This is a genomic window from Streptomyces sp. cg40, from assembly GCF_050320165.1.
Taxonomy (GTDB): Bacteria; Actinomycetota; Actinomycetes; order Streptomycetales; family Streptomycetaceae; genus Streptomyces; species Streptomyces hokutonensis.
Genome location: NZ_CP190128.1, coordinates 8,031,548 through 8,049,113 on the forward strand (window position 1 = coordinate 8,031,548; position 17,566 = coordinate 8,049,113).

The 17,566-nt window shown below is 70.6% G+C and carries 17 protein-coding genes; 7 read left to right on the forward strand and 10 right to left on the reverse strand.

The genetic code is table 11. The features are described from left to right. Window positions 1-8 precede the first annotated feature (8 nt). The gene (locus tag ACQHII_RS36200) at window positions 9-1,025 is read left to right on the forward strand and encodes a 1-aminocyclopropane-1-carboxylate deaminase (RefSeq protein ID WP_427923215.1); all 1,017 of its coding nucleotides are present in this window, start codon (window positions 9-11) and stop codon (window positions 1,023-1,025) included. Here ACQHII_RS36200 and ACQHII_RS36205 read toward each other — a convergent pair. Beyond that, on the reverse strand, window positions 1,022-2,482 hold the full coding sequence (locus tag ACQHII_RS36205; protein WP_427923216.1) for an MFS transporter: 1,461 nt from the start codon (window positions 2,480-2,482) through the stop codon (window positions 1,022-1,024). The genes ACQHII_RS36200 and ACQHII_RS36205 overlap by 4 nt on opposite strands. 136 nt (window positions 2,483-2,618) lie before the next feature. On the opposite strand from ACQHII_RS36205, the gene ACQHII_RS36210 reads away from it, so the two are divergent. Beyond that, window positions 2,619-3,200, forward strand: a complete 582-nt coding sequence (locus ACQHII_RS36210) for a TetR/AcrR family transcriptional regulator (protein ID WP_427923217.1) — start codon at window positions 2,619-2,621, stop codon at window positions 3,198-3,200. 49 nt (window positions 3,201-3,249) lie between these two features. Here the strand turns inward: ACQHII_RS36210 and ACQHII_RS36215 are convergent, their stop codons facing one another. The 7 genes from ACQHII_RS36215 to ACQHII_RS36245 all read right to left on the reverse strand — a co-directional run bounded on the left by ACQHII_RS36215 (window position 3,250) and on the right by ACQHII_RS36245 (window position 10,649). Beyond that, window positions 3,250-4,446: a TerD family protein gene (locus ACQHII_RS36215; protein ID WP_427923218.1), complete on the reverse strand. Its 1,197-nt coding sequence runs from the start codon at window positions 4,444-4,446 to the stop codon at window positions 3,250-3,252. Between the two features lie 101 nt (window positions 4,447-4,547). Further along, a complete protein-coding gene (locus ACQHII_RS36220; RefSeq protein ID WP_427923219.1) occupies window positions 4,548-5,537 on the reverse strand; it encodes a zinc-dependent alcohol dehydrogenase family protein in 990 nt (329 codons plus the stop codon). Continuing rightward, window positions 5,534-6,382 (reverse strand): carbohydrate ABC transporter permease, encoded by an 849-nt coding sequence (locus tag ACQHII_RS36225; RefSeq protein ID WP_427925486.1) that lies wholly within the window; start codon window positions 6,380-6,382, stop codon window positions 5,534-5,536. Before ACQHII_RS36225 ends, ACQHII_RS36220 begins: the two co-directional genes overlap by 4 nt. Window positions 6,383-6,387: 5 nt before the next feature. Continuing rightward, window positions 6,388-7,326 carry a carbohydrate ABC transporter permease gene (locus tag ACQHII_RS36230; protein ID WP_427923220.1) on the reverse strand — a complete coding sequence of 313 codons (939 nt, stop codon included), beginning with the start codon at window positions 7,324-7,326 and terminating at the stop codon, window positions 6,388-6,390. After that, entirely contained in the window at window positions 7,323-8,693 is a 1,371-nt protein-coding gene (locus tag ACQHII_RS36235) for an ABC transporter substrate-binding protein (protein WP_427923221.1), read from the reverse strand. The genes ACQHII_RS36230 and ACQHII_RS36235 overlap by 4 nt, the downstream gene beginning before the upstream one ends. 91 nt (window positions 8,694-8,784) lie before the next feature. Further along, window positions 8,785-9,555, reverse strand: coding sequence for a DeoR/GlpR family DNA-binding transcription regulator (locus ACQHII_RS36240; protein WP_427923222.1), 771 nt, complete (start codon window positions 9,553-9,555; stop codon window positions 8,785-8,787). A gap of 269 nt (window positions 9,556-9,824) precedes the next feature. Beyond that, window positions 9,825-10,649 carry an NAD-dependent epimerase/dehydratase family protein gene (locus tag ACQHII_RS36245; protein ID WP_427923223.1) on the reverse strand — a complete coding sequence of 275 codons (825 nt, stop codon included), beginning with the start codon at window positions 10,647-10,649 and terminating at the stop codon, window positions 9,825-9,827. Between the two features lie 229 nt (window positions 10,650-10,878). Here ACQHII_RS36245 and ACQHII_RS36250 point away from each other — a divergent pair, with 229 nt between their 5' ends. Next, window positions 10,879-11,856, forward strand: coding sequence for a 5-dehydro-4-deoxyglucarate dehydratase (locus tag ACQHII_RS36250; RefSeq protein ID WP_427923224.1), 978 nt, complete (start codon window positions 10,879-10,881; stop codon window positions 11,854-11,856). After that, complete coding sequence (locus tag ACQHII_RS36255; protein WP_427923225.1) at window positions 11,853-13,016, forward strand: hypothetical protein; 1,164 nt, start codon at window positions 11,853-11,855, stop codon at window positions 13,014-13,016. Before ACQHII_RS36250 ends, ACQHII_RS36255 begins: the two co-directional genes overlap by 4 nt. On the opposite strand, the gene ACQHII_RS36260 is transcribed toward ACQHII_RS36255, so the two are convergent. Next, window positions 12,953-14,242, reverse strand: a complete 1,290-nt coding sequence (locus ACQHII_RS36260; RefSeq protein ID WP_427923226.1) for an MFS transporter — start codon at window positions 14,240-14,242, stop codon at window positions 12,953-12,955. The genes ACQHII_RS36255 and ACQHII_RS36260 overlap by 64 nt on opposite strands. Window positions 14,243-14,385: 143 nt before the next feature. Between ACQHII_RS36260 and ACQHII_RS36265 the strand changes: the two genes are divergently transcribed. Together ACQHII_RS36265 and ACQHII_RS36270 are read left to right on the forward strand one after the other, a co-directional pair. After that, complete coding sequence (locus ACQHII_RS36265; protein ID WP_427923227.1) at window positions 14,386-14,811, forward strand: DUF6010 family protein; 426 nt, start codon at window positions 14,386-14,388, stop codon at window positions 14,809-14,811. Between the two features lie 24 nt (window positions 14,812-14,835). Next, window positions 14,836-15,423 carry a TIGR03086 family metal-binding protein gene (locus ACQHII_RS36270; RefSeq protein ID WP_427923228.1) on the forward strand — a complete coding sequence of 196 codons (588 nt, stop codon included), beginning with the start codon at window positions 14,836-14,838 and terminating at the stop codon, window positions 15,421-15,423. 613 nt (window positions 15,424-16,036) lie between these two features. On the opposite strand, the gene ACQHII_RS36275 is transcribed toward ACQHII_RS36270, so the two are convergent. Then, window positions 16,037-16,630, reverse strand: a complete 594-nt coding sequence (locus ACQHII_RS36275; RefSeq protein ID WP_427923229.1) for an HD domain-containing protein — start codon at window positions 16,628-16,630, stop codon at window positions 16,037-16,039. A 109-nt stretch (window positions 16,631-16,739) separates the two neighbouring features. Here ACQHII_RS36275 and ACQHII_RS36280 point away from each other — a divergent pair, with 109 nt between their 5' ends. Next, window positions 16,740-17,489, forward strand: a complete 750-nt coding sequence (locus ACQHII_RS36280; protein ID WP_427923230.1) for an MBL fold metallo-hydrolase — start codon at window positions 16,740-16,742, stop codon at window positions 17,487-17,489. The last annotated feature ends 77 nt before the right edge of the window (window positions 17,490-17,566 follow it).

Below are 17,566 nucleotides of genomic sequence, written 5' to 3' on the forward strand. Positions count from 1 at the left end.
AGAACCCCATGTCCCTTTCCTCGTACGACCGTTACCCCCTCCTCTTCGGCCCCTCGCCCGTCCACCCGCTGGAGCGGCTCACCGCCCATCTCGGCGGCGCCGCCCTCTGGGCCAAGCGCGAGGACTGCAACTCCGGTGTGGCGTACGGCGGCAACAAGACCCGCAAGCTGGAGTACCTGGTCGCCGACGCCCTCGCGAAGGGCTGTGACACGCTCGTCTCGATCGGCGGTGTGCAGTCCAACCACACCCGTCAGGTCGCCGCCTGTGCCGCCCGCGCCGGGCTCAAGTGCGTGCTGATCCAGGAGAGTTGGGTGGAGTGGCCCGACTCCGTCTACGACAAGGTCGGCAACATCCTGATCAGCCGGCTCGCCGGAGCGGACGTACGCCTGGTGAAGGCCGGGTTCGGTATCGGCTTCAAGGAGAGCTGGGAGCAGGCGCTGAGGGAGGTCGAGGAATCGGGCGGTAAGCCGTACGCCATTCCGGCCGGTGCCTCCGACCACCCGCTCGGCGGCCTCGGTTTCGCCAACTGGGCCCACGAAGTCGTCGAGCAGGAACGGGAGTCGGGCGTCTTCTTCGACACCGTGGTGGTGTGCTCGGTGACCGGCTCCACGCAGGCCGGCATGGTCGCCGGGTTCCGGGCGATCGAGCAGGCGGGCGGGCGGGAGCGCCGCGTGCTCGGCATCGACGCCTCGGCCAAGCCCGCCGAGACCCGCGAGCAGGTGGCCCGCATCGCGCACAACACCGGCCGACTGATCGGGGTCGAGCGGGAGTTGACCGTCGACGACGTCGAACTCGACGACCGCTACCACGCCGGTATCTACGGCATCCCGGACGAGACCACCCTGGAGGCGATGCGCCTCGCCGCCCGCACCGAGGGGATGGTCACCGACCCCGTGTACGAGGGCAAGTCGATGGCCGGGATGATCGACCTCGTCGCGCGCGGCGAGATCGACCGGGACTCCACCGTCCTCTACGCCCACCTCGGCGGACAGCCCGCGCTGAACGCGTACAGCGCGCTGTTCTAGGCGGTCCTCTCCGTCCTCCCGGCCCGCTCGGCCTGCTTCCTGCCGGTGATCACCGAGGCCGACACCAGCAGCGCGGTCAGGGCGATCAGCGCGCCGACGGCGAACGCGCGGGCCGAGCCGTGGACGAGGATGTCGGACGGCGATCCGGCCGCGTGCCGGGTCGCCGTGCCGTAGACGGTGACCAGGATCGACAGCCCGAGGGTGCCGCCGAGCCACTGGAGGGTCTGGAGCAGACCCGATGCGGAGCCCGCCTCCCGGGGTTCGATGCCCGCGAGGATCGTCGCGTTGAGCGGCATGAAGCTGAGTCCGACGCCCAGGCCCATGAGGAGGAGCGGGCCGAGCAGACCGGTCACGTAGCCGTCGCCGGGGCCGAGTTGCGAGAGCCAGCCCGCGGAAGCGACGAGCAGGGCCATGCCGGTGAGCAGGACCGGTTTCGCGCCGAGCCGGGCGAGCAGGCGCGGTACGAGACGTACGACCGTGAACATCGCCAGGGTCAGCGGCAGGAAGGCGAAGCCCGCGCGCAACGGGCTGTAGTCCAGGACCCGTTGGCTGATCAGCGTGAGGAAGTAGAACGCGCCGAACATGCCCGCAGGCAGCAGCATGACGCCCACGTATCCGCCCGCGCGGTTGCGGCTCGCGAACAGCCGTAGCGGCATGATGGGTTGGTCGGCGCGGGACTCGACCAGGGTGAAGCCCGCGAGCAGGGCCGCCGCCGCGCTGAAACCCAACTGCGCCTGGAGATCACCCCAGCCGTCCGAGGAGACCCGGATGAACGCGTAGACCAGCGAGGTCATCCCGGCGGTGCCGGTGAGCGCGCCCGCGGCGTCGAACCGGCCCGCGTGGCGCGGGGTTTCGCCGATGAAGCGGGGGAGGGCGAGGGCCACGGCCGCGCCGATCGGCACGTTGATCAGCAGGGACCAGCGCCAGGACGCCCATGAGGTGAGCATGCCGCCGATGACCAGGCCTATCGAGGCGCCGATGCCGGCCATGGAGGTGTAGATGCCGAGCGCGTGGTGGCGGCGAGGGCCCTCCGGGAAGTTGGTGGTGATCAGGGCGAGGGTGTTGGGCGCGATGAGCGCGGCGCCCAGGCCCTGGAGCGCGCGGGCCGCGAGCAGCCAGGCGCTGTCGGTGGCCAGCCCGCCGAGCAGGGAGGAGGAGGCGAAGAGCAGCACGCCGATGGTGAGCGTCCGGCGGCGGCCGACGATGTCGCCGACCCGGCCGCCCAGCAGGAGCAGTCCGCCGAAGGCGAGGGTGTAGGCGTTGAGGACCCAGGACAGTCCGGTGGGGCTGAAGTCGAGGTCCTTCTGGATGTCGGGCAGTGCGACGTTGACGACCGTGGAGTCGACCCCGACCATCAGATAGGCCGTCACGACGACGAAGAGCACGGCGCCGAGCCTGGCGGGCGCGGGTGGCGCGGAGAGAGCATGGGTGGTGGACGGTGCGGACGGGGTGGACATGGAGTTCTCCCGGTCTGGCGTCCCCGGCTGAAGGCGTGCGGGCAGCGCGGACTGCCCGCCCAGATAAGCGGGGACTGTCTCCGTTTAATACTCGGTAAGATACGGAGAGAGTCCCCGGTTCGCAAGGAGTAACTGGATGACGCAGGTCAGGCCCATGCGCGCGGACGCTCGGCGCAACTACGAGCGCCTGCTGAAGGTGGCGGCCGAGGCATTCGCCGAGCACGGGGAGAACGCGTCGCTCGACGACATCGCCAAGCGCGCAGGCGTCGGCTCCGGCACGCTCTACCGGCACTTCCCGACCCGGCAGGCGCTCCTGGAGGCGGCCTACGTCGACCGGATCGAGGCGCTCGGCACCCGCGCCGACGAACTCGCGAAGGAACTGCCGCCGGGCGAGGCGCTGGCCGAGTGGCTGTACGAGGTGTGCGTCGGCACGATCCAGGTGCGCGGTATGAAGGCCCTGCTGGGCTCGGCCGTCTCGGACGGCACCAACGTCACGCTCACGGTCTGCGGCACGCACATGAAGAGCGCGGCACAGCGACTGGTCGAGGCGGCGCAGCAGGAGGGCACCCTGCGCAAGGACATCGAGCCGATCGAGGTCCTGCGACTGGCCCACGGGGTGTCCACGGCCTCGGAGTTGGCGAACGGCCAGGGGAAGTACATCCGCCGCTATCTGTCCCTGCTGACGGACGGCCTGCGGCCCGCCGCCCAGGCGGAATGAACGCCGGGCGCCCCTTGGACAGGGGCGCCCGCAGCGGTCGTAGGAGTGCTTACAGGGCCTGGGCCGCGGGCTTCACCATGCCCCTGACCGTCCGCGACTTCACGAAGTCGCCCATCGCGGTCATGTCCCATTCGCCGGAGAACTGCTTGATGAGCTTCGCCATCATGACGCCCGTCTGGGACTCGGCGTTGGTGAGGTCGAAGCGGACCAGTTCCTCGCCGGTCGCGGCGTCGATGAGGCGGCAGTAGGCCTTGGCGACCTCGGTGAACTTCTGGCCGGAGAAGGAGTTCACGGTGAAGACCAGGCCGGTGACCTCCTGGGGGATGCGGCCGAGGTCGACCACGATCACCTCGTCGTCACCGCCGCCCTCGCCCGTGAGGTTGTCCCCGGAGTGCTTGATCGCGCCGTTGAGGATCGACAGCTTGCCGAAGTAGCAGCTGTCGACGTGGTTGCGCTGCGGGCCGTAGGCGATGACCGAGGCGTCGAGGTCGATGTCCTTGCCGCGGTACGCCGGCTCCCAGCCGAGGCCCATCTTGACCTGGGAGAGGAGTGGCCGGCCGCCCTTGACCAGGGACACCGTCTGGTTCTTCTGGAGGCTGACGCGGCCCTTGTCGAGGTTGATCTTCCCGGCGCCGAGCGGCGGCGCGGCGGGCGGGGCCGGGGGAGCGGCGGGCACCGGAGGCGCCATGGGGACCTGCGTGGCCGGGGCAGGAGGAGCCATCGGGGCCGGCGCGGCGACCGGTGCCGGGGCCGGTTCCTCCACCGAGACACCGAAGTCCGTGGCGATGCCCGCCAGGCCGTTCGCGTAGCCCTGGCCGACCGCGCGGGCCTTCCACACGCCGTTGCGGAGATAGATCTCCACGACCACGAGGGCCGTCTCGGCGCCGAGCTGCGGGGGCGTGAACGTGGCCAGCACCGAGCCGTCGTCCGCGCTGCGGATCGTCGCCGTGGGCTCGATGCCCTGGAAGGTCTGCCCCGCGGCGTCGGGGCTCGCCGTGACGACGATCTTCTCGATCCCGGGCGGCACCGCGGCTGTGTCGACGGTGATCGCGTCCGGGGACGTACCGCCGCCGGAGCGGTACGTCACACCCGGGCCGTTCGGCTGGTTGTAGAAGATGAAGTCGTCGTCCGAGCGCACCTTGCCGTCGCCGGTGAGCAGCAGGCTCGACACGTCGAGCCGCACGGGGGCGGAGACATCGACCGCCACCCGGGAGACCGGAAGAGGGATGTTCGAGCCAGGGGTCATAGCTGTCATGCCTCGTGAACGACCGAGACCATTTTGCCGTTCCCTTACCAAGTGACCAATTGGCCAAGCTTTGGCATTACCGGCCCGAATCCCGTCGTTCCCTAGGGGATCACCACGATCTTCCGCCCCACTCCGGCCGCGAACTGGGCCAGCGCCTCCGGATACCGCTCCAGCTCCATCCGGTCGCTGATGAAGATGCCGGGGTCGAGGACCCCGTTCGCGAAGAGCTCCGCCGCGCGCTCGAAGCTGTGCAGCACCGCCATGGAGCCGGTGATGGTGATCTCCTGGTTGTAGATCCGGTACGGGTCGATCGACACCCTGGTCGCGTAGTCGGCCACCCCGAACTGGAGGAACGTGCCCGCCTTCGCCACCCGGTCCAGGCCGTCCTGGATCGCCGCCGCGTTGCCGGTCGCGTCGATCACGAGGTCCCAGCCCTGCGGCCGCTCCAGCTCGTCCGCGTTCGCCGCCGACCCGGAGACACCCAGCGTGCGGGCCGTCTCCAGGCGGGCCGGGTTCAGGTCCACGACGTCGACGCTCGCCGCGCCGGTGCGCTTCGCCAGCTCCAGCATCATCAGGCCCATGGTCCCGGAGCCGTAGATCAGGACGTGCGCGCCGAGGCGGGACTTGAGGACGTCGTAGCCGCGCACCGCGCAGGACAGCGGTTCGATCAGGGCCGCGTCCTCGGTGCGCACGTGCTCGGGCAGCTTCACGCAGTTCGCCACCGGGGCCACCGCGAACTGGGCCGCGCCGCCCGCCGTGGTGACGCCGATCGCGGCCCAGCGTTCGCAGAGGTTGTTGTGGCCGTTGCGGCACTGCCGGCACTCGTAGCAGTAGAGGGACGGGTCCACGGCCACCTGGTCGCCGACCGAGACCTCGGTGACCTGGGTGCCGACCGCGACGATCTCGCCCGCGAACTCGTGGCCCGGCACGATCGGCAGCTTGGGCGCGAACTCGCCCTGGAGGATGTGCAGATCGGTGCCGCAGAGGCCGCACGCGGCGACCTCGACGACGACCTCGCGGGGACCCGGCGTCGGGTCCGGGACCTCGGTGACGACGGCGCGGCCCACGGACTCGATGACGGCGGCCTTCATTTGACGGCTCCCAGGGAGAGGCCCTGGACCAGCTTGTCCTGGGCGGCGAACCCCGCGGCGAGCACCGGCAGGGAGATGACGAGCGACGCGGCGCACACCTTCGCCAGGAACAGGCCCTGGCTGGTGATGAAGCCGGTCAGGAACACGGGCGCGGTCTCGGCGACGACCCCGGTGAGGACCCGGGCGAACAGCAGCTCGTTCCAGCTGAAGATGAAGCAGATCAAGGCCGTTGCCGCGATACCCGGGAGGGCGATCGGGGCCACCACGCGCGCGAGGATGGTCGGCAGCCGGGCGCCGTCGATCTGTGCCGCCTCGATGACGGCGACCGGGACCTCGGCGAGGAAGGACTGCATCATCCACACCGCGATCGGCAGGTTCATCGAGGTGTAGAGGATGACCAGGAGCCAGATGTTGTCCAGCATCCCGGCGTTCTTCGCGAACAGGTAGATCGGCAGCAGGCCCGCGACCACCGGGAGCATCTTCGTGGACAGGAAGAAGAACAGGACGTCGGTCCACTTCTTCACCGGGCGGATCGACAGCGCGTAGGCCGCCGGGAACGCCAGCAGCAGCACGAACAGCGTCGAAGCGACGGACGCGACAAGGGAGTTGACCAGCGCGGGCCAGGGGCTCGCGCCGCCGCCGGTGCCGAAGAACTCCCGGTAGCCGTCCAGGGTGAGGGCGGCCCCGAAGGACGGCGGATTGGTCGCCGCGTCGGCCTCCGAGTGGAAGGACGTCAGCGCCATCCAGGCGATGGGCAGGAAGAACACGATGCCCAGGAGCCAGGCCACCAGGCCGAGGCCCGAGCCTTTGCGGCGGGCACGCGCGCGTACGGCGATGCTGCTCATGCTGCTCATGCGCGGGACGCCTCCTCTCGGAACAGGGACGACACGACCCGCAGGGCGAAGGTCGCGATGATGATGGAGCCGATGACGACCAGGACGCCGGCCGCCGAGGCGAGGCCGTTCTCGTGGGCCTGGTAGAAGCTCTGGTAGACGGTGTAGGGCAGGTTGGCGGTGCCCAGGCCGCCGGACGTGATCGTGAAGACCGCGTCGAAGTTCTGGACGATGTAGATCGAGCCCAGCAGGGCGCCGAGTTCGAGATAGCGGCGCAGATGCGGCAGCGTCAGATAGCGGAAGACCTGCCAGTCGCTGGCGCCGTCCACCTTCGCGGCCTCGATCTGCTGGTGGTCGCGGCTCTGGAGGCCGGCCAGCAGGATCAGCATCATGAACGGCGTCCACTGCCACACGAGAGACGCCTCGACGGCGAGCAGCGGGGTGTTGGAGATCCAGTCCGGCTGCGGTCCGCCCACGTAGTGCAACAGCCCGTTGAGCAGGCCGTATTCAGGGTTGTAGAGCACATGCTTCCACAGCAGGGCCGCGGCCACCGGCACCACCAGGAACGGCGCGATCAGCAGGGTGCGGACGAAGCCCCGGCCCCGGAACCTGCGGTCCAGGAGCAGCGCGAGGAGCAGCCCCAGGACCAGGCTGGCCAGCACCACCGCCACGGTGAGCAGGACGGTCGTCCACACCGAGTGGCGCAGGTCGGCGTCGCTGAGGACCTGCTGGTAGTTGTCGAAACCGGTGAAGTGCCGGGCCTTCGGATAGAGCGCGTTCCAGTCGAAGAACGAGATCACCAGCGTGGCCACGAACGGGAGTTGGGTCACGACGATCATGAAGACCAGGGCGGGGAGCAGCGGGGCACGGGTGGCCCAGGCGCGCAGCCTGTCCGAGGGCTGCCGCGCGGTGCGGGTCGGAGTGGCGGCCAGAGGGGCCGTTGTCGTGGCGGTCATCGTCCCTCGTACTCCTTGGAGATCTTCTCGGCGAGCTTCTGGGACTTCTTCAGGGCCGAGTCGACGGACTGGCGCCCGGCGATGGCCGAACTGATCTCCTGGGAGACCTTCGTGCCGAGGTCGGTGAACTCGGGGATGTCGACGAACTGGATGCCGGGCGCGGGCCGCGGCTGGACGCCCGGGTCGTTGGGCTTGGCGCCCTCGATGGCCTCCTTCGTCTGCTCCTGGAAGGCGGCGGCCTCCTTGACGTACTCGGGGTTCGTGTACGTCGAGGCGCGCTTCCCGGCCGGCACGTTGGCCCAGCCGTCCGTCTCGCCGACCAGCTGCTCGTACTCCTTGCCGGACGCCCAGGACACGAACTTCCAGGCCTTGTCGGAGTTGTGGGAGGCCTTCTGGATGCCCCAGGCCCAGGTGTAGAGCCAGCCCGAGGAGTCGGTCTTCTCGACCGGGGCAGGGACGTAGCCGATCTTGCCCTTCACCGGGGAGCCCTTGGCCTCCAGGGAGCCCGCCGCCGAGGTGGCGTCGTACCACATGGCGACCTTGCTCTGGGTGATGTTGTTCAGGCACTCGGCGAAGCCGGACTGGGCCGCGCCGGACTCGCCGTGCTTGCGGACCAGGTCGACATAGAACTTCGTCGCCTGCTCGAACGCGGGGGAGTCGAGCTGCGCCTTCCAGTCCTTGGTGAACCAGGTGCCGCCGAAGGTGTTCACGACGGTGGTCAGCGGCGCCATCAGCTCGCCCCAGCCGGGCAGTCCGCGCAGACAGATGCCCTTCATGCCCGACTGCGCGCCGTCGACCTTGGCGGCTATGTCGGCCACCTGGGTCCAGGTCGGGTGCGCGGGCATCGTGATGCCCTTCGCGGCGAGCACGTCCTTGCGGTACATCAGGAAGGACGACTCGCCGTAGAACGGCTGCCCGTAGAGCTTGCCGTCGTCGGCGGTCAGGGACTCCCGCATCGGCTTGAGGATGTCCTGCTCGTCGTAGGCGGGGTCCTTGGCGACGTACGAGTCCATCTCGTGCAGCCAGCCGTTGCGGGCGTAGATCGGGATCTCGTAGTTGGAGAGGGTCGCCACGTCGTACTGGCCTGCCTGGTTGGCGAAGTCCTGGCTGATCTTGTCGCGGACGTCGTTCTCGGGCAGCACCGTGAAGTTGACCTTGATGCCGGTCTCCTTCGTGAAGTGCGGGGCCAGTTTCTGGAGTTCGACCATCTGGGGGTTGTTGACCATCAGGACGTTGATCGAGTTGCCGCCTGATCCGGCGCCGCCCGCTCCGACCCAGCAGCCGGAGAGCAGCGGGGCGAGCAGCGTCCCTACGGCGGCCAGGGCGAGCGTGGCTCGCGGCGGCCGTCGTCGGCTCTGGGTTCGCATGGATCGCTCCTGCACATATGGGGAGAAAAAGGCGTCAGCCGGGCATGACTGCGCCCTACGTAGAGACTCAGTTGGAATTTCAAACGGCGTGCTAGACGCGGATGACCTGTGGCCCCAGCAAGGAGTACCTATGGGCTTCGGCCGACGGGAGCAGCGTGCTCGTGACGATCGTCTCCAGGGTGCCGATCTCGGCGAACCTGCAGAAGCTGACCGCCCCGAACTTGGTGTGCACACCGGCGAACACGGTGCGCCGGGAGGCGCGGATGGCCTGTGCCTTGACCTCGCTGACGGCGGGGTCGGGCGTGGTCAGACCGTGTTCGCGGGAGATGCCGTTGGCGCCGATGAAGGCGAGGTCGAGGACGAAGCCGGCGAGCATCTTCGTCGTCCAGTGGTCCACGGTGGCCAGGGTGCCGTGCCGGACCCGGCCGCCGAGCAGCAGCACCGAGGTGTTCTCGGACTCGGCGAGCACGCCCGCGACCGGCAGGGACGCGGTGACCACGGTCAGCGGCCGGTCCCTGGGCAGCGCCTCGGCGATGAGCTGGGGGGTGAAGCCCTCGTCGACGAAGACCGTCTCGGCGTCCCCGAGCAGCTCGGCCGCGGCGACCGCGATCCGGCGCTTCTCGGGTACGTGACTGGTGGCGCGGAAGGCGAGCGTCGTCTCGAACCCGGCGCTCTCCACGGGATACGCCCCGCCGTGCGTACGGCGGACCAGCCCGTGGTCCTCCAGGGCGCGCAGATCCCGCCGTACGGTCTCCTTGGCCACGCCCAGCTCGGCGGCGAGCGCGGTGACGTCGACGGAGCCGGTGCGGCGGGCGGTGCGCACGATCTCCCGCTGACGTTCTTCCGCCGAACTCGTCCCCATGGCCGACACCGCCTTCCCGCTCACCCGGAGTACTGCCCGTTCGGGCCCGGTGGGACCCTTGGGGGAAGTTCTACAGCGGGTGTGCGGCACTGACCAGGCCTGTTGCACGCCCGATGCTGCCCGTGTGTGACCGTTTACCGCGCGCGGTGCCCGTCGCGGACCTGCGCCGCTGTGCGCCGGGCCGTGAGATCGGGCAGCGTCCGTGCCCGAACACACCGGCGGGCGGGCCCGTTCGGTGCCCGCCCGCCGTCCTGGAGTCCCTTTTCCGGTCAGTACGGCCAGATCGGCGGGTCGTTCACGAAGTGGCCGCCGAGATAGGCGTGCGCCTCGACGCCCGGCTCCAGCTCGCCCTGCTCGGCGATCAGCTTCTCGGCGTACGGCTCGGAGTCGTCCCGCGGCTCGTAACCGAGCGCCCGCGCGGTCGACAGGTCCCACCACAGACGGGTGTTGGCGGAGGAGCCGTAGACGACCGTGTGCCGTACGTCCTCGGCGGTCAGGGCCGCGTGGAAGAGGCGGGCGCCGTCGGCGGGGCTCATCCAGATGGACAGCATGCGGACGCTGCTGGGCTCCGGGAAGCAGGAGCCGATGCGCACGGAGACGGTCTCCAGGCCGTGCTTGTCCCAGTAGAGCTGCGCGAGGTCCTCGCCGAAGGACTTGGACAGGCCGTAGAAGGTGTCCGGGCGGTGCGGGGTGTCGATCGGGATGAGCACGCTTGAATCAAGAGGTGTGTCGCCCTGCGGCCTCGGGGTGTAGCCCACCGCGTGGTTGGAGGAGGCGAAGACGATACGGCCGACGCCCTCCTCGCGGGCGGCCTCGTAGAGGTTGTAGGTGCCCTGGATGTTCGACGCGAGGATCTTGTCGAAGGAGGCTTCCAGGGAGATGCCGGCGAGATGGATGATCGCGTCGACGCCTCCTACGGCCTCGCGGAGCGCCGCCCGGTCGGAGAGGTCGGCGGTGATCGCGTCCGGCTCGCCCTCGATCGGGCGCAGATCCAGCAGCCGCAGGTCGTAGCCGTAGGAGGGGAGCAACTCCCGCATCAGGGTGCCGAGTCCGCCTGCGGCGCCGGTGAGCAGAACGGTGCGGGGAGCGGGCATCCTCGGTCTCCTAGGATCAGCGGCTTCATCCGTGAACAGCATTCACATTCATAGACACGCTAGGGATCGTTCACCATGCCCGTCAAGTGTGGCGCGGACCTGGGAAATCCGCTTCCTTCTCGCTCAATTGCCTGCTTGACCCGCCCTGAGGCAGATCCTTAGGGTGGGGCTGTTCAGAAATGTAGACGTTGATCAGAAGAACGCACGCGCCAGTTTCAAGGGAGAGCCCGTGACGCCAGCCCCTCTCGCCGAACGGCTCAGTATCCCCAGCGGGCCGCTCTTCTTCCCCGTCACCGCGTACGGCCCGGACGGCGCCGTCGATCTCGACGTGTACCGCGAACATGTCCGCCAGGGCGTCGAGGCCGGCGCCGCCGCCGTGTTCGCGTGCTGCGGCACCGGCGAGTTCCACGCGCTGCTGCCCGAGGAGTTCGAGGCGTGTGTGCGGGCCGCCGTGGAGGCGGCCGGGGGTCGGGTGCCGGTGGTCGCGGGCGCGGGCTACGGCACCGCGCTCGCCGTGCGGTACGCACGGCTCGCGGAGGCCGCCGGGGCGGACGGGCTGCTCGCCATGCCGCCGTACCTGGTCGTCGCCGGGCAGGAGGGGCTGCTGCGGCACTACCGTGAGGTGGCCGCGTCGACCGCGCTGCCCGTCGTCGTCTACCAGCGCGACAACGCCGTGTTCACCCCGGCCACGGTCGTCGAACTCGCCCGCACCGAGGGGATCATCGGCTTCAAGGACGGCCTCGGCGACCTCGACCTGATGCAGCGGATCGTGAGCACCGTACGCAGTGAAGTCCCCGGCGACTTCCTGTACTTCAACGGCCTGCCCACCGCCGAACAGACCCAGCTCGCCTACCGGGGCATCGGCATCACCCTCTACTCCTCCGCCGTGTTCTGCTTCGTCCCCGAGCTCGCGCTCGCCTTCCACCGGGCCCTCGCGACGGGCGACGACACCACGGTGAACCGCCTCCTGGACGGTTTCTACCGACCGTTCGTCGAACTGCGCGCCCAGGGACGCGGATACGCGGTCTCGCTGGTCAAGGCGGGCGTCCGGATGCGCGGCCTGGACGTCGGCGAGGTCCGCCCGCCGCTGACCGAACCGACCGAGGACCATGTCAAGCAACTGGCTCAACTCGTCGAGCGCGGCTACACATTGATCGAGCCGCAGATCGACTCCCAGGTGGACTCGCGGACGGAGGAGGACGCGTGAAGGCATCGGCGTTCGTCTATCCCTGGGACGTCAACGGCGACCCCGAGGCGGGCGGCAGGATCGCCGAACTCGGCGTCCAGCAGGCGACCTTGGCCTCCGCGTACCACTCCACGCGGGCGCTGACCCCCCGTCACCCCCGCCACCGCGTCGTCACCGCCGAGCACGCGGCCGTCCTGTATCCGCCGGACTCCCGTTGGCAGGGGCGGGAGTTGAAGCCGTACGCGGCCGGCGACTGGGCGCCGGGCGACGCCTACGGGGAGGCCGCCGCCGCCCTCGCGGACGCGGGCCTGGAGGTGCACACCTGGGTGGTGCTCGCCCACAACTCCCGGCTGGGCGCGGACCATCCGGACACCTCGGTGGTCAACGCCTACGGCGACCGCTACCCCTGGGCACCCTGCATCGCCCAACCGGCCACGCGCGCGTACCTCGTCGACCTCGCCGCCGAGGCGGCCGTACGTCCCGGCGCGCACGGCACCGAACTGGAGTCCCTGGGCTGGTACGGCCTCGCCCATCTGCACGCCCACGACAAGACCGGCGGAATCCCCCTCGGGGACGCGGGCCACTACCTGATGTCCCTGTGCTTCTGTCCGACCTGCCGCCAAGGCTACGGCGAACAGGGCCTCGACGCAGAGGAGTTGGCGGCGGTGGTACGGGCCGCACTGGAACCGGTGTGGCAGGGCGCGCCCTCCGACGGCGGCTGGGCGGGGGTCGAGAAACTCCTCGGCGAGGCCAACGCGACGGCCACGCGCGCGTGGCGCGACGACCGGGCCCGCACCCTCCAGGAGGCGGCGGTCGCCGCGGTCCGGGCCGCCGCACCCGCCGACTTCCAGGTCCTGCTCCACGCCGACCCGGAGTCGTACCACTGCGGCGCCAACGCCGGCGTGGACCCCGCGCACATCCTCTCGGTGGCCGACGGCGTGGTCGTCCCCTGCACGGGCGGCGCGGGCCTCCTGACCCCGTTCACCGAACAGGACCTGGACGGCCGGGTGTCGGCGGCCAACTTCACGGTGGTCTCCGGCATGGGCGGCCGCCCGGGAGCACTCACCGCGGACGCGGCACGGGCACGCGGCCTCGGCGCGACGGAACTGCGGCTCTATCACGCGGGGTTGGCGTCGGACGGGGACTTGGAGGCGGTGCGGTCGGCGCTGGCGGGGCTCTGATCCGAGCCAGGCCCTCTCCTCCCGTGAAGTACTCGGAGTGTGCCCGTCCCAACCACCGCCAGCCACACCCCCGTCGAGAGCAACGCCAGCCCGACCACCATCAACACGACCCGGAAGTCGGCCAGTTCGACCAGTGCGGCCCCCGCCGCGAGCCCGATCACGTTCGGGGTGAAGAGGAGGGTGTTGGCGGTGGCGGTCGCCCGGCCCAGCAGCGGGCCCGGCAACTCCCGCTGCACCGCGGTGAACGCGGCGATCAGTACGCACGGGAGCCCCAGGCCGACCGCCGTGCCGCCCGCGAGGACCACCGGGTCGGACGGTACCGCCCGCGCGGCCACCCCGACCGCCGCGAGGGCGATCCCGGCCGCCCCGAACCGGCGCTCGCCGAGCCGTCGTAGCGCGGGACCGGAGACGAGCCCGACCGCGGCCGAGCCGACGCCCTGGGCGACGTACAACATCCCCGTGTAGGCGGGCGCGTGTCCCAGAGACTCGACGATCGCGTAGTTCGTGGAGCTGCTCAGGGAGGCGAGGAACATCATGGTCCCGCCCGCCACGACCAGTCGGCGCAAGCCGGGACGTGCCCACAACTCGCGCACGCCCTCGGCGGTTTGGGCCCGCCAGTCGCCGGCGGGGCGGCTGGGCCGCTCCTCGTGCGCGCGTACGAACAGCCACAGGCCCGCCGCCAGCGCGAACGTCGCCGCGTCCAGACAGGCCACCGCGGGCCCGCCGAACGCGGCGTACAGACCCGCGCCCGTCAGCGGCGCGACCAGCTTCATGCCCTCCACGGCCGTCATCCGCAGCCCGTTGAAGTCGCCGAGGAGGTCCCGGTCCACCACGGCGGCGACGAGGGCCGACTCGGCGGGGTCCTGGACGACGACGATCGTGCCGTAGACGAGCAGGACCGTGAACAGGAGCCACAGGTCGGCGCGGGAGTCGACGGCGAAGAGGGTGAGGAGGAGGGCGGCCAGGGCGAGGTTCGTGCGGATCAGCAGGGGCCTGCGGCGGACGCGGTCGGCGATCGTGCCGAGGGCCGGGCCGCACAGGGTCGGCGCCCAGACCGCGAACACGCACAGCGCGGCCAGCCCGTTCGAGCCGCTGAGGTCCTTCACCCACACACCGGCCGCCAGCCCCAGCGCGGAGGTGCCGAAGGCGGACACCACCAGCCCCGTGAAGTACAGCCCCGCGTCGCGGTCCCGGAGGATGCGGGTGACCGTCCAGTTCTTCGTCATGCCTGGTCATCGTGGGTCTAAGGCCGGGGGTGCGGCATCGGGCAGGTGCCCTAGAAACGCGTCGCGCGGCGCGGGCGGGAATCCGTCGCAAGCTGTCGGCAATACCCCTGGGGCGGCGCGCGGGACGGTTCTAGCGTCGCCGCATGCGCTACCTCGTGCCGATCGTCATCGGCCTCCTCTACGTGCTGGTCATGTCCCTCGTCCCCGAAGCGCACCGGCGGCGCCTCAACGCCGTGATGGTCGCGGGGGCGGGCGCCGCGTATCTCAGCGGCGGGGGCCTCGGCGGCTGGGAGTTCGGGTTCACCGCGGTCGCCACCTACGTGGCCTACCGCGGCCTGGAATCGTGGACCTGGATCGGCGTCGGCTGGCTGCTGCACACCGGGTGGGACATCGTGCACTACGTCAAAGGGCACCCGATCGTCCCGTTCGCCCACGACTCCTCGCTGGGCTGCGCGATCTGCGACCCGGTGATCGCGCTGTGGTGTCTGCGCCAGGGACCGTCCGCGCGGGAACTGATCCGGGGCCGGGCGATGAGTTCCCGGGCCGCCGTCGGTCTACCCCCCGAGTGAGACCGATCTCCGGAAGGGAAGCGCATGTCCGACAGCATCTTCGACCTCGGCCCGCAGACCCGTGTCGTCGCCCGGCTCGTGGAGGGCGTCACCGACGAGCAGCTCAGAGACGTCACCCCGTGCCCCGGCACCGCCGTACGCAACATGCTGGGCCATCTGCTCGGGCTGTCCGTGGCCTTCCGCGACGCCGCGCGCAAGGACCTGGGCGTCCTGACGGACACCGCACCGGACGCCGCCGCCTCGGACATCGGCCCCGGCTGGCGCGAGGACTTCCCCAAGATCCTCGACGGACTCGCCGAGGCCTGGCGCGACCCGGCCGCCTGGACCGGCATGACCCGCGCGGGCGGCATCGACCTCCCCGGCGAGATCGCCGCCGCCGTCGTGGCCGACGAACTGGTCGTCCACGGCTGGGACCTGGCCCGCGCCACCGGCCAGCCCTACGACCCCGACCCCACCGCGCTCCAGGCCTCGTACACCTTCCTGCTGGCGGTGGCCGAGGACCCGGCCGGCGGCGGAGGCATCTTCGGACCCGTGGTGCCGGTACCGGCGGACGCCCCGCTCCTGGACCGGGCGGTCGGCCTCAGCGGACGGGACCCGGGCTGGAAGCCGTAGTCCGTCGTCCTCAGCGGACGGGACTCGGGCTGGGAGCCGTAGTCCGTCGTCCTCAGCGGACGGGACTCGGGCTGGGAGCCGTAGTCCGTCGGCCTCAGCGGACGGGACTCGGGCTGGGAGCCGTAGTCCGTCGGCCTCAGCGGATGGGACTCGGGCTGGGAGCCGTAGTCCGTCGGCCTCAGCGGATGGGACTCGGGCTGGGAGCCGTAGTCCGTCGTCCTCAGCGGATGGGACTCGGGCTGGGAGCCGTAGTCCGTCGTCCTCAGCTGCGGACCGGTGCCTTCAGCCGTAGTCCGGTTTCAGCCGTGGACCGGCGCCTTCAGCCGCAGTCCGGTGCCTTCAGCCGTGGATCGGCGCCCGGAGCCGTGGACCGGCGCCCTCAGATGTAGACCAGCGTCCTCAGCCGTAGCCCGGCGCCCTCAGCTGTAGCCCGACGCCTTCGTCGTGGATCGGTGTCCAGAGCCGTGGACTGGCGCCCTCAGCTGTTGTCCGGTGCCTTCAGTCGTCGGGCCTTCAGCCGTAGCCCAGCGCCTTCAGTCGTTCTCCGGTGCCTTCAGTCGTGGATCGGTGTTCAGAGCCGTAGCCCAGCGCCCTCAGCCGAAGACCGCAGCCCTCAGCCATAGACCGGGAACGACGCCTGGAACGCCAGCCGTTCGTCCGCCCCGTCGCCGATGCGGGCGAGGACCTCGTCGAGCGCCATGAACTCCTCCCACACCGCCCGGCCGCTCGCCCCGGCCAGCCGGGCCACGACGAGATCCTCCAGCTCGGGGACCCGCTTGTTCTTCCACACCTTGTCGGCGAGGCTCACCAGGAGGTCCTCCAGAGCGACACCCGGCCGCGCCCACGAGGCGTGCGTCGCCGCGAAGCGGGCCAGCTCCGGGGCGACACCGTGGGCGAGCAGCAGGGTCCGGCCCGCCTCCTCGTGCGCCGCCCCGGGCCCGGAGAGTTCGGCGACGTGCACGGTCTTGCCCACGTCGTGCGTCGCCGCCCCGAAGAGCACCGCCTCGCGATCGACCCGCACGCCAGGACAGTGCCGCTCCACCCAGTCGACCAGCTGGTGCGCGACGTCATGGACGGCTCGCAGATGGGCCGCCAGCCGAGGCGGGCTGTCCAGCTCCGACAGGAGTTCGACGACACGGTCGGGCAGCGGACGCAGCGGCGGGTCGACGGTGGCGCTCATCGCCCTGGACAAGGGAGTGTCGGCCATCACCACATCAGGGTACTGACCGCGGCATTCTCGCCCGCGGACGGCCGCACGGGGCGGAAGGTCCCGAACTGTGAGTGCGGCAGGCCCCGGAACCGTACTCTTCCCCGACATGCCTCTCAGTCTCACGATCCTCGGCACCGCCTCCCCGCATCCACGCCCCGGCCGCCCCTGTTCCGGGTACCTGCTGCGCGGCGGCGGCGCCGAGGTGTGGGTGGACGCGGGCACCGGAACGTTCGCGGAGTTGCAGCGGCACACCGATCCGGCGCGGCTCACCGCGATCTGGATCTCGCACCTGCACGCCGACCACAGCGCCGATCTCCTCGCCGCGGCCTACGCGTTCGCCTTCGGCGGGATGACCCCGGCCGCCCCGATTCCGGTCTACGCCCCGCAGGACTGCGCCCGCCGCCTCGCCGGGTTCTTCGGACAGCCGGACGTACGGTTCCTGAGCGGCGTCTTCGACTTCCGCCCGCTCTACGACGGCCACACCGTCCGGCACTGGAACCTCCGCCTCACCACACGCGCCGTCGTCCACGACACCGAGGCGTACGGGCTGCGCGCCGAGTGCCAGGGGAGTGTCCTCGGCTACTCCGGGGACAGCGGACCCTGCGAGGCGCTGTCCGAACTCGCGGGCGGCGCCGACGTGTTCCTCTGCGAGGCCGACATCGACCGGCATCGCGAAGGCGAACGACAGTTCCACCTCACGCCCGAGGACGCCGGCGCCTGTGCCAAGGGCGCGCGCGAACTCCTCATCACCCACGTGGGACCCACCCTCACGAGGGAAACGGCGCTGGAGCGCGCCGCCGCGATCTTCCCCGGCCGGACCTCGGCCGCGCTCGAAGGCGTCACCAAGACCATGTGAAGCGCTTTCTGTTTCCTTTGTCAGAAGCATTGACGAAACAAACGCCCGCTCCTACCTTCAACGCGTCGTACTTCGTA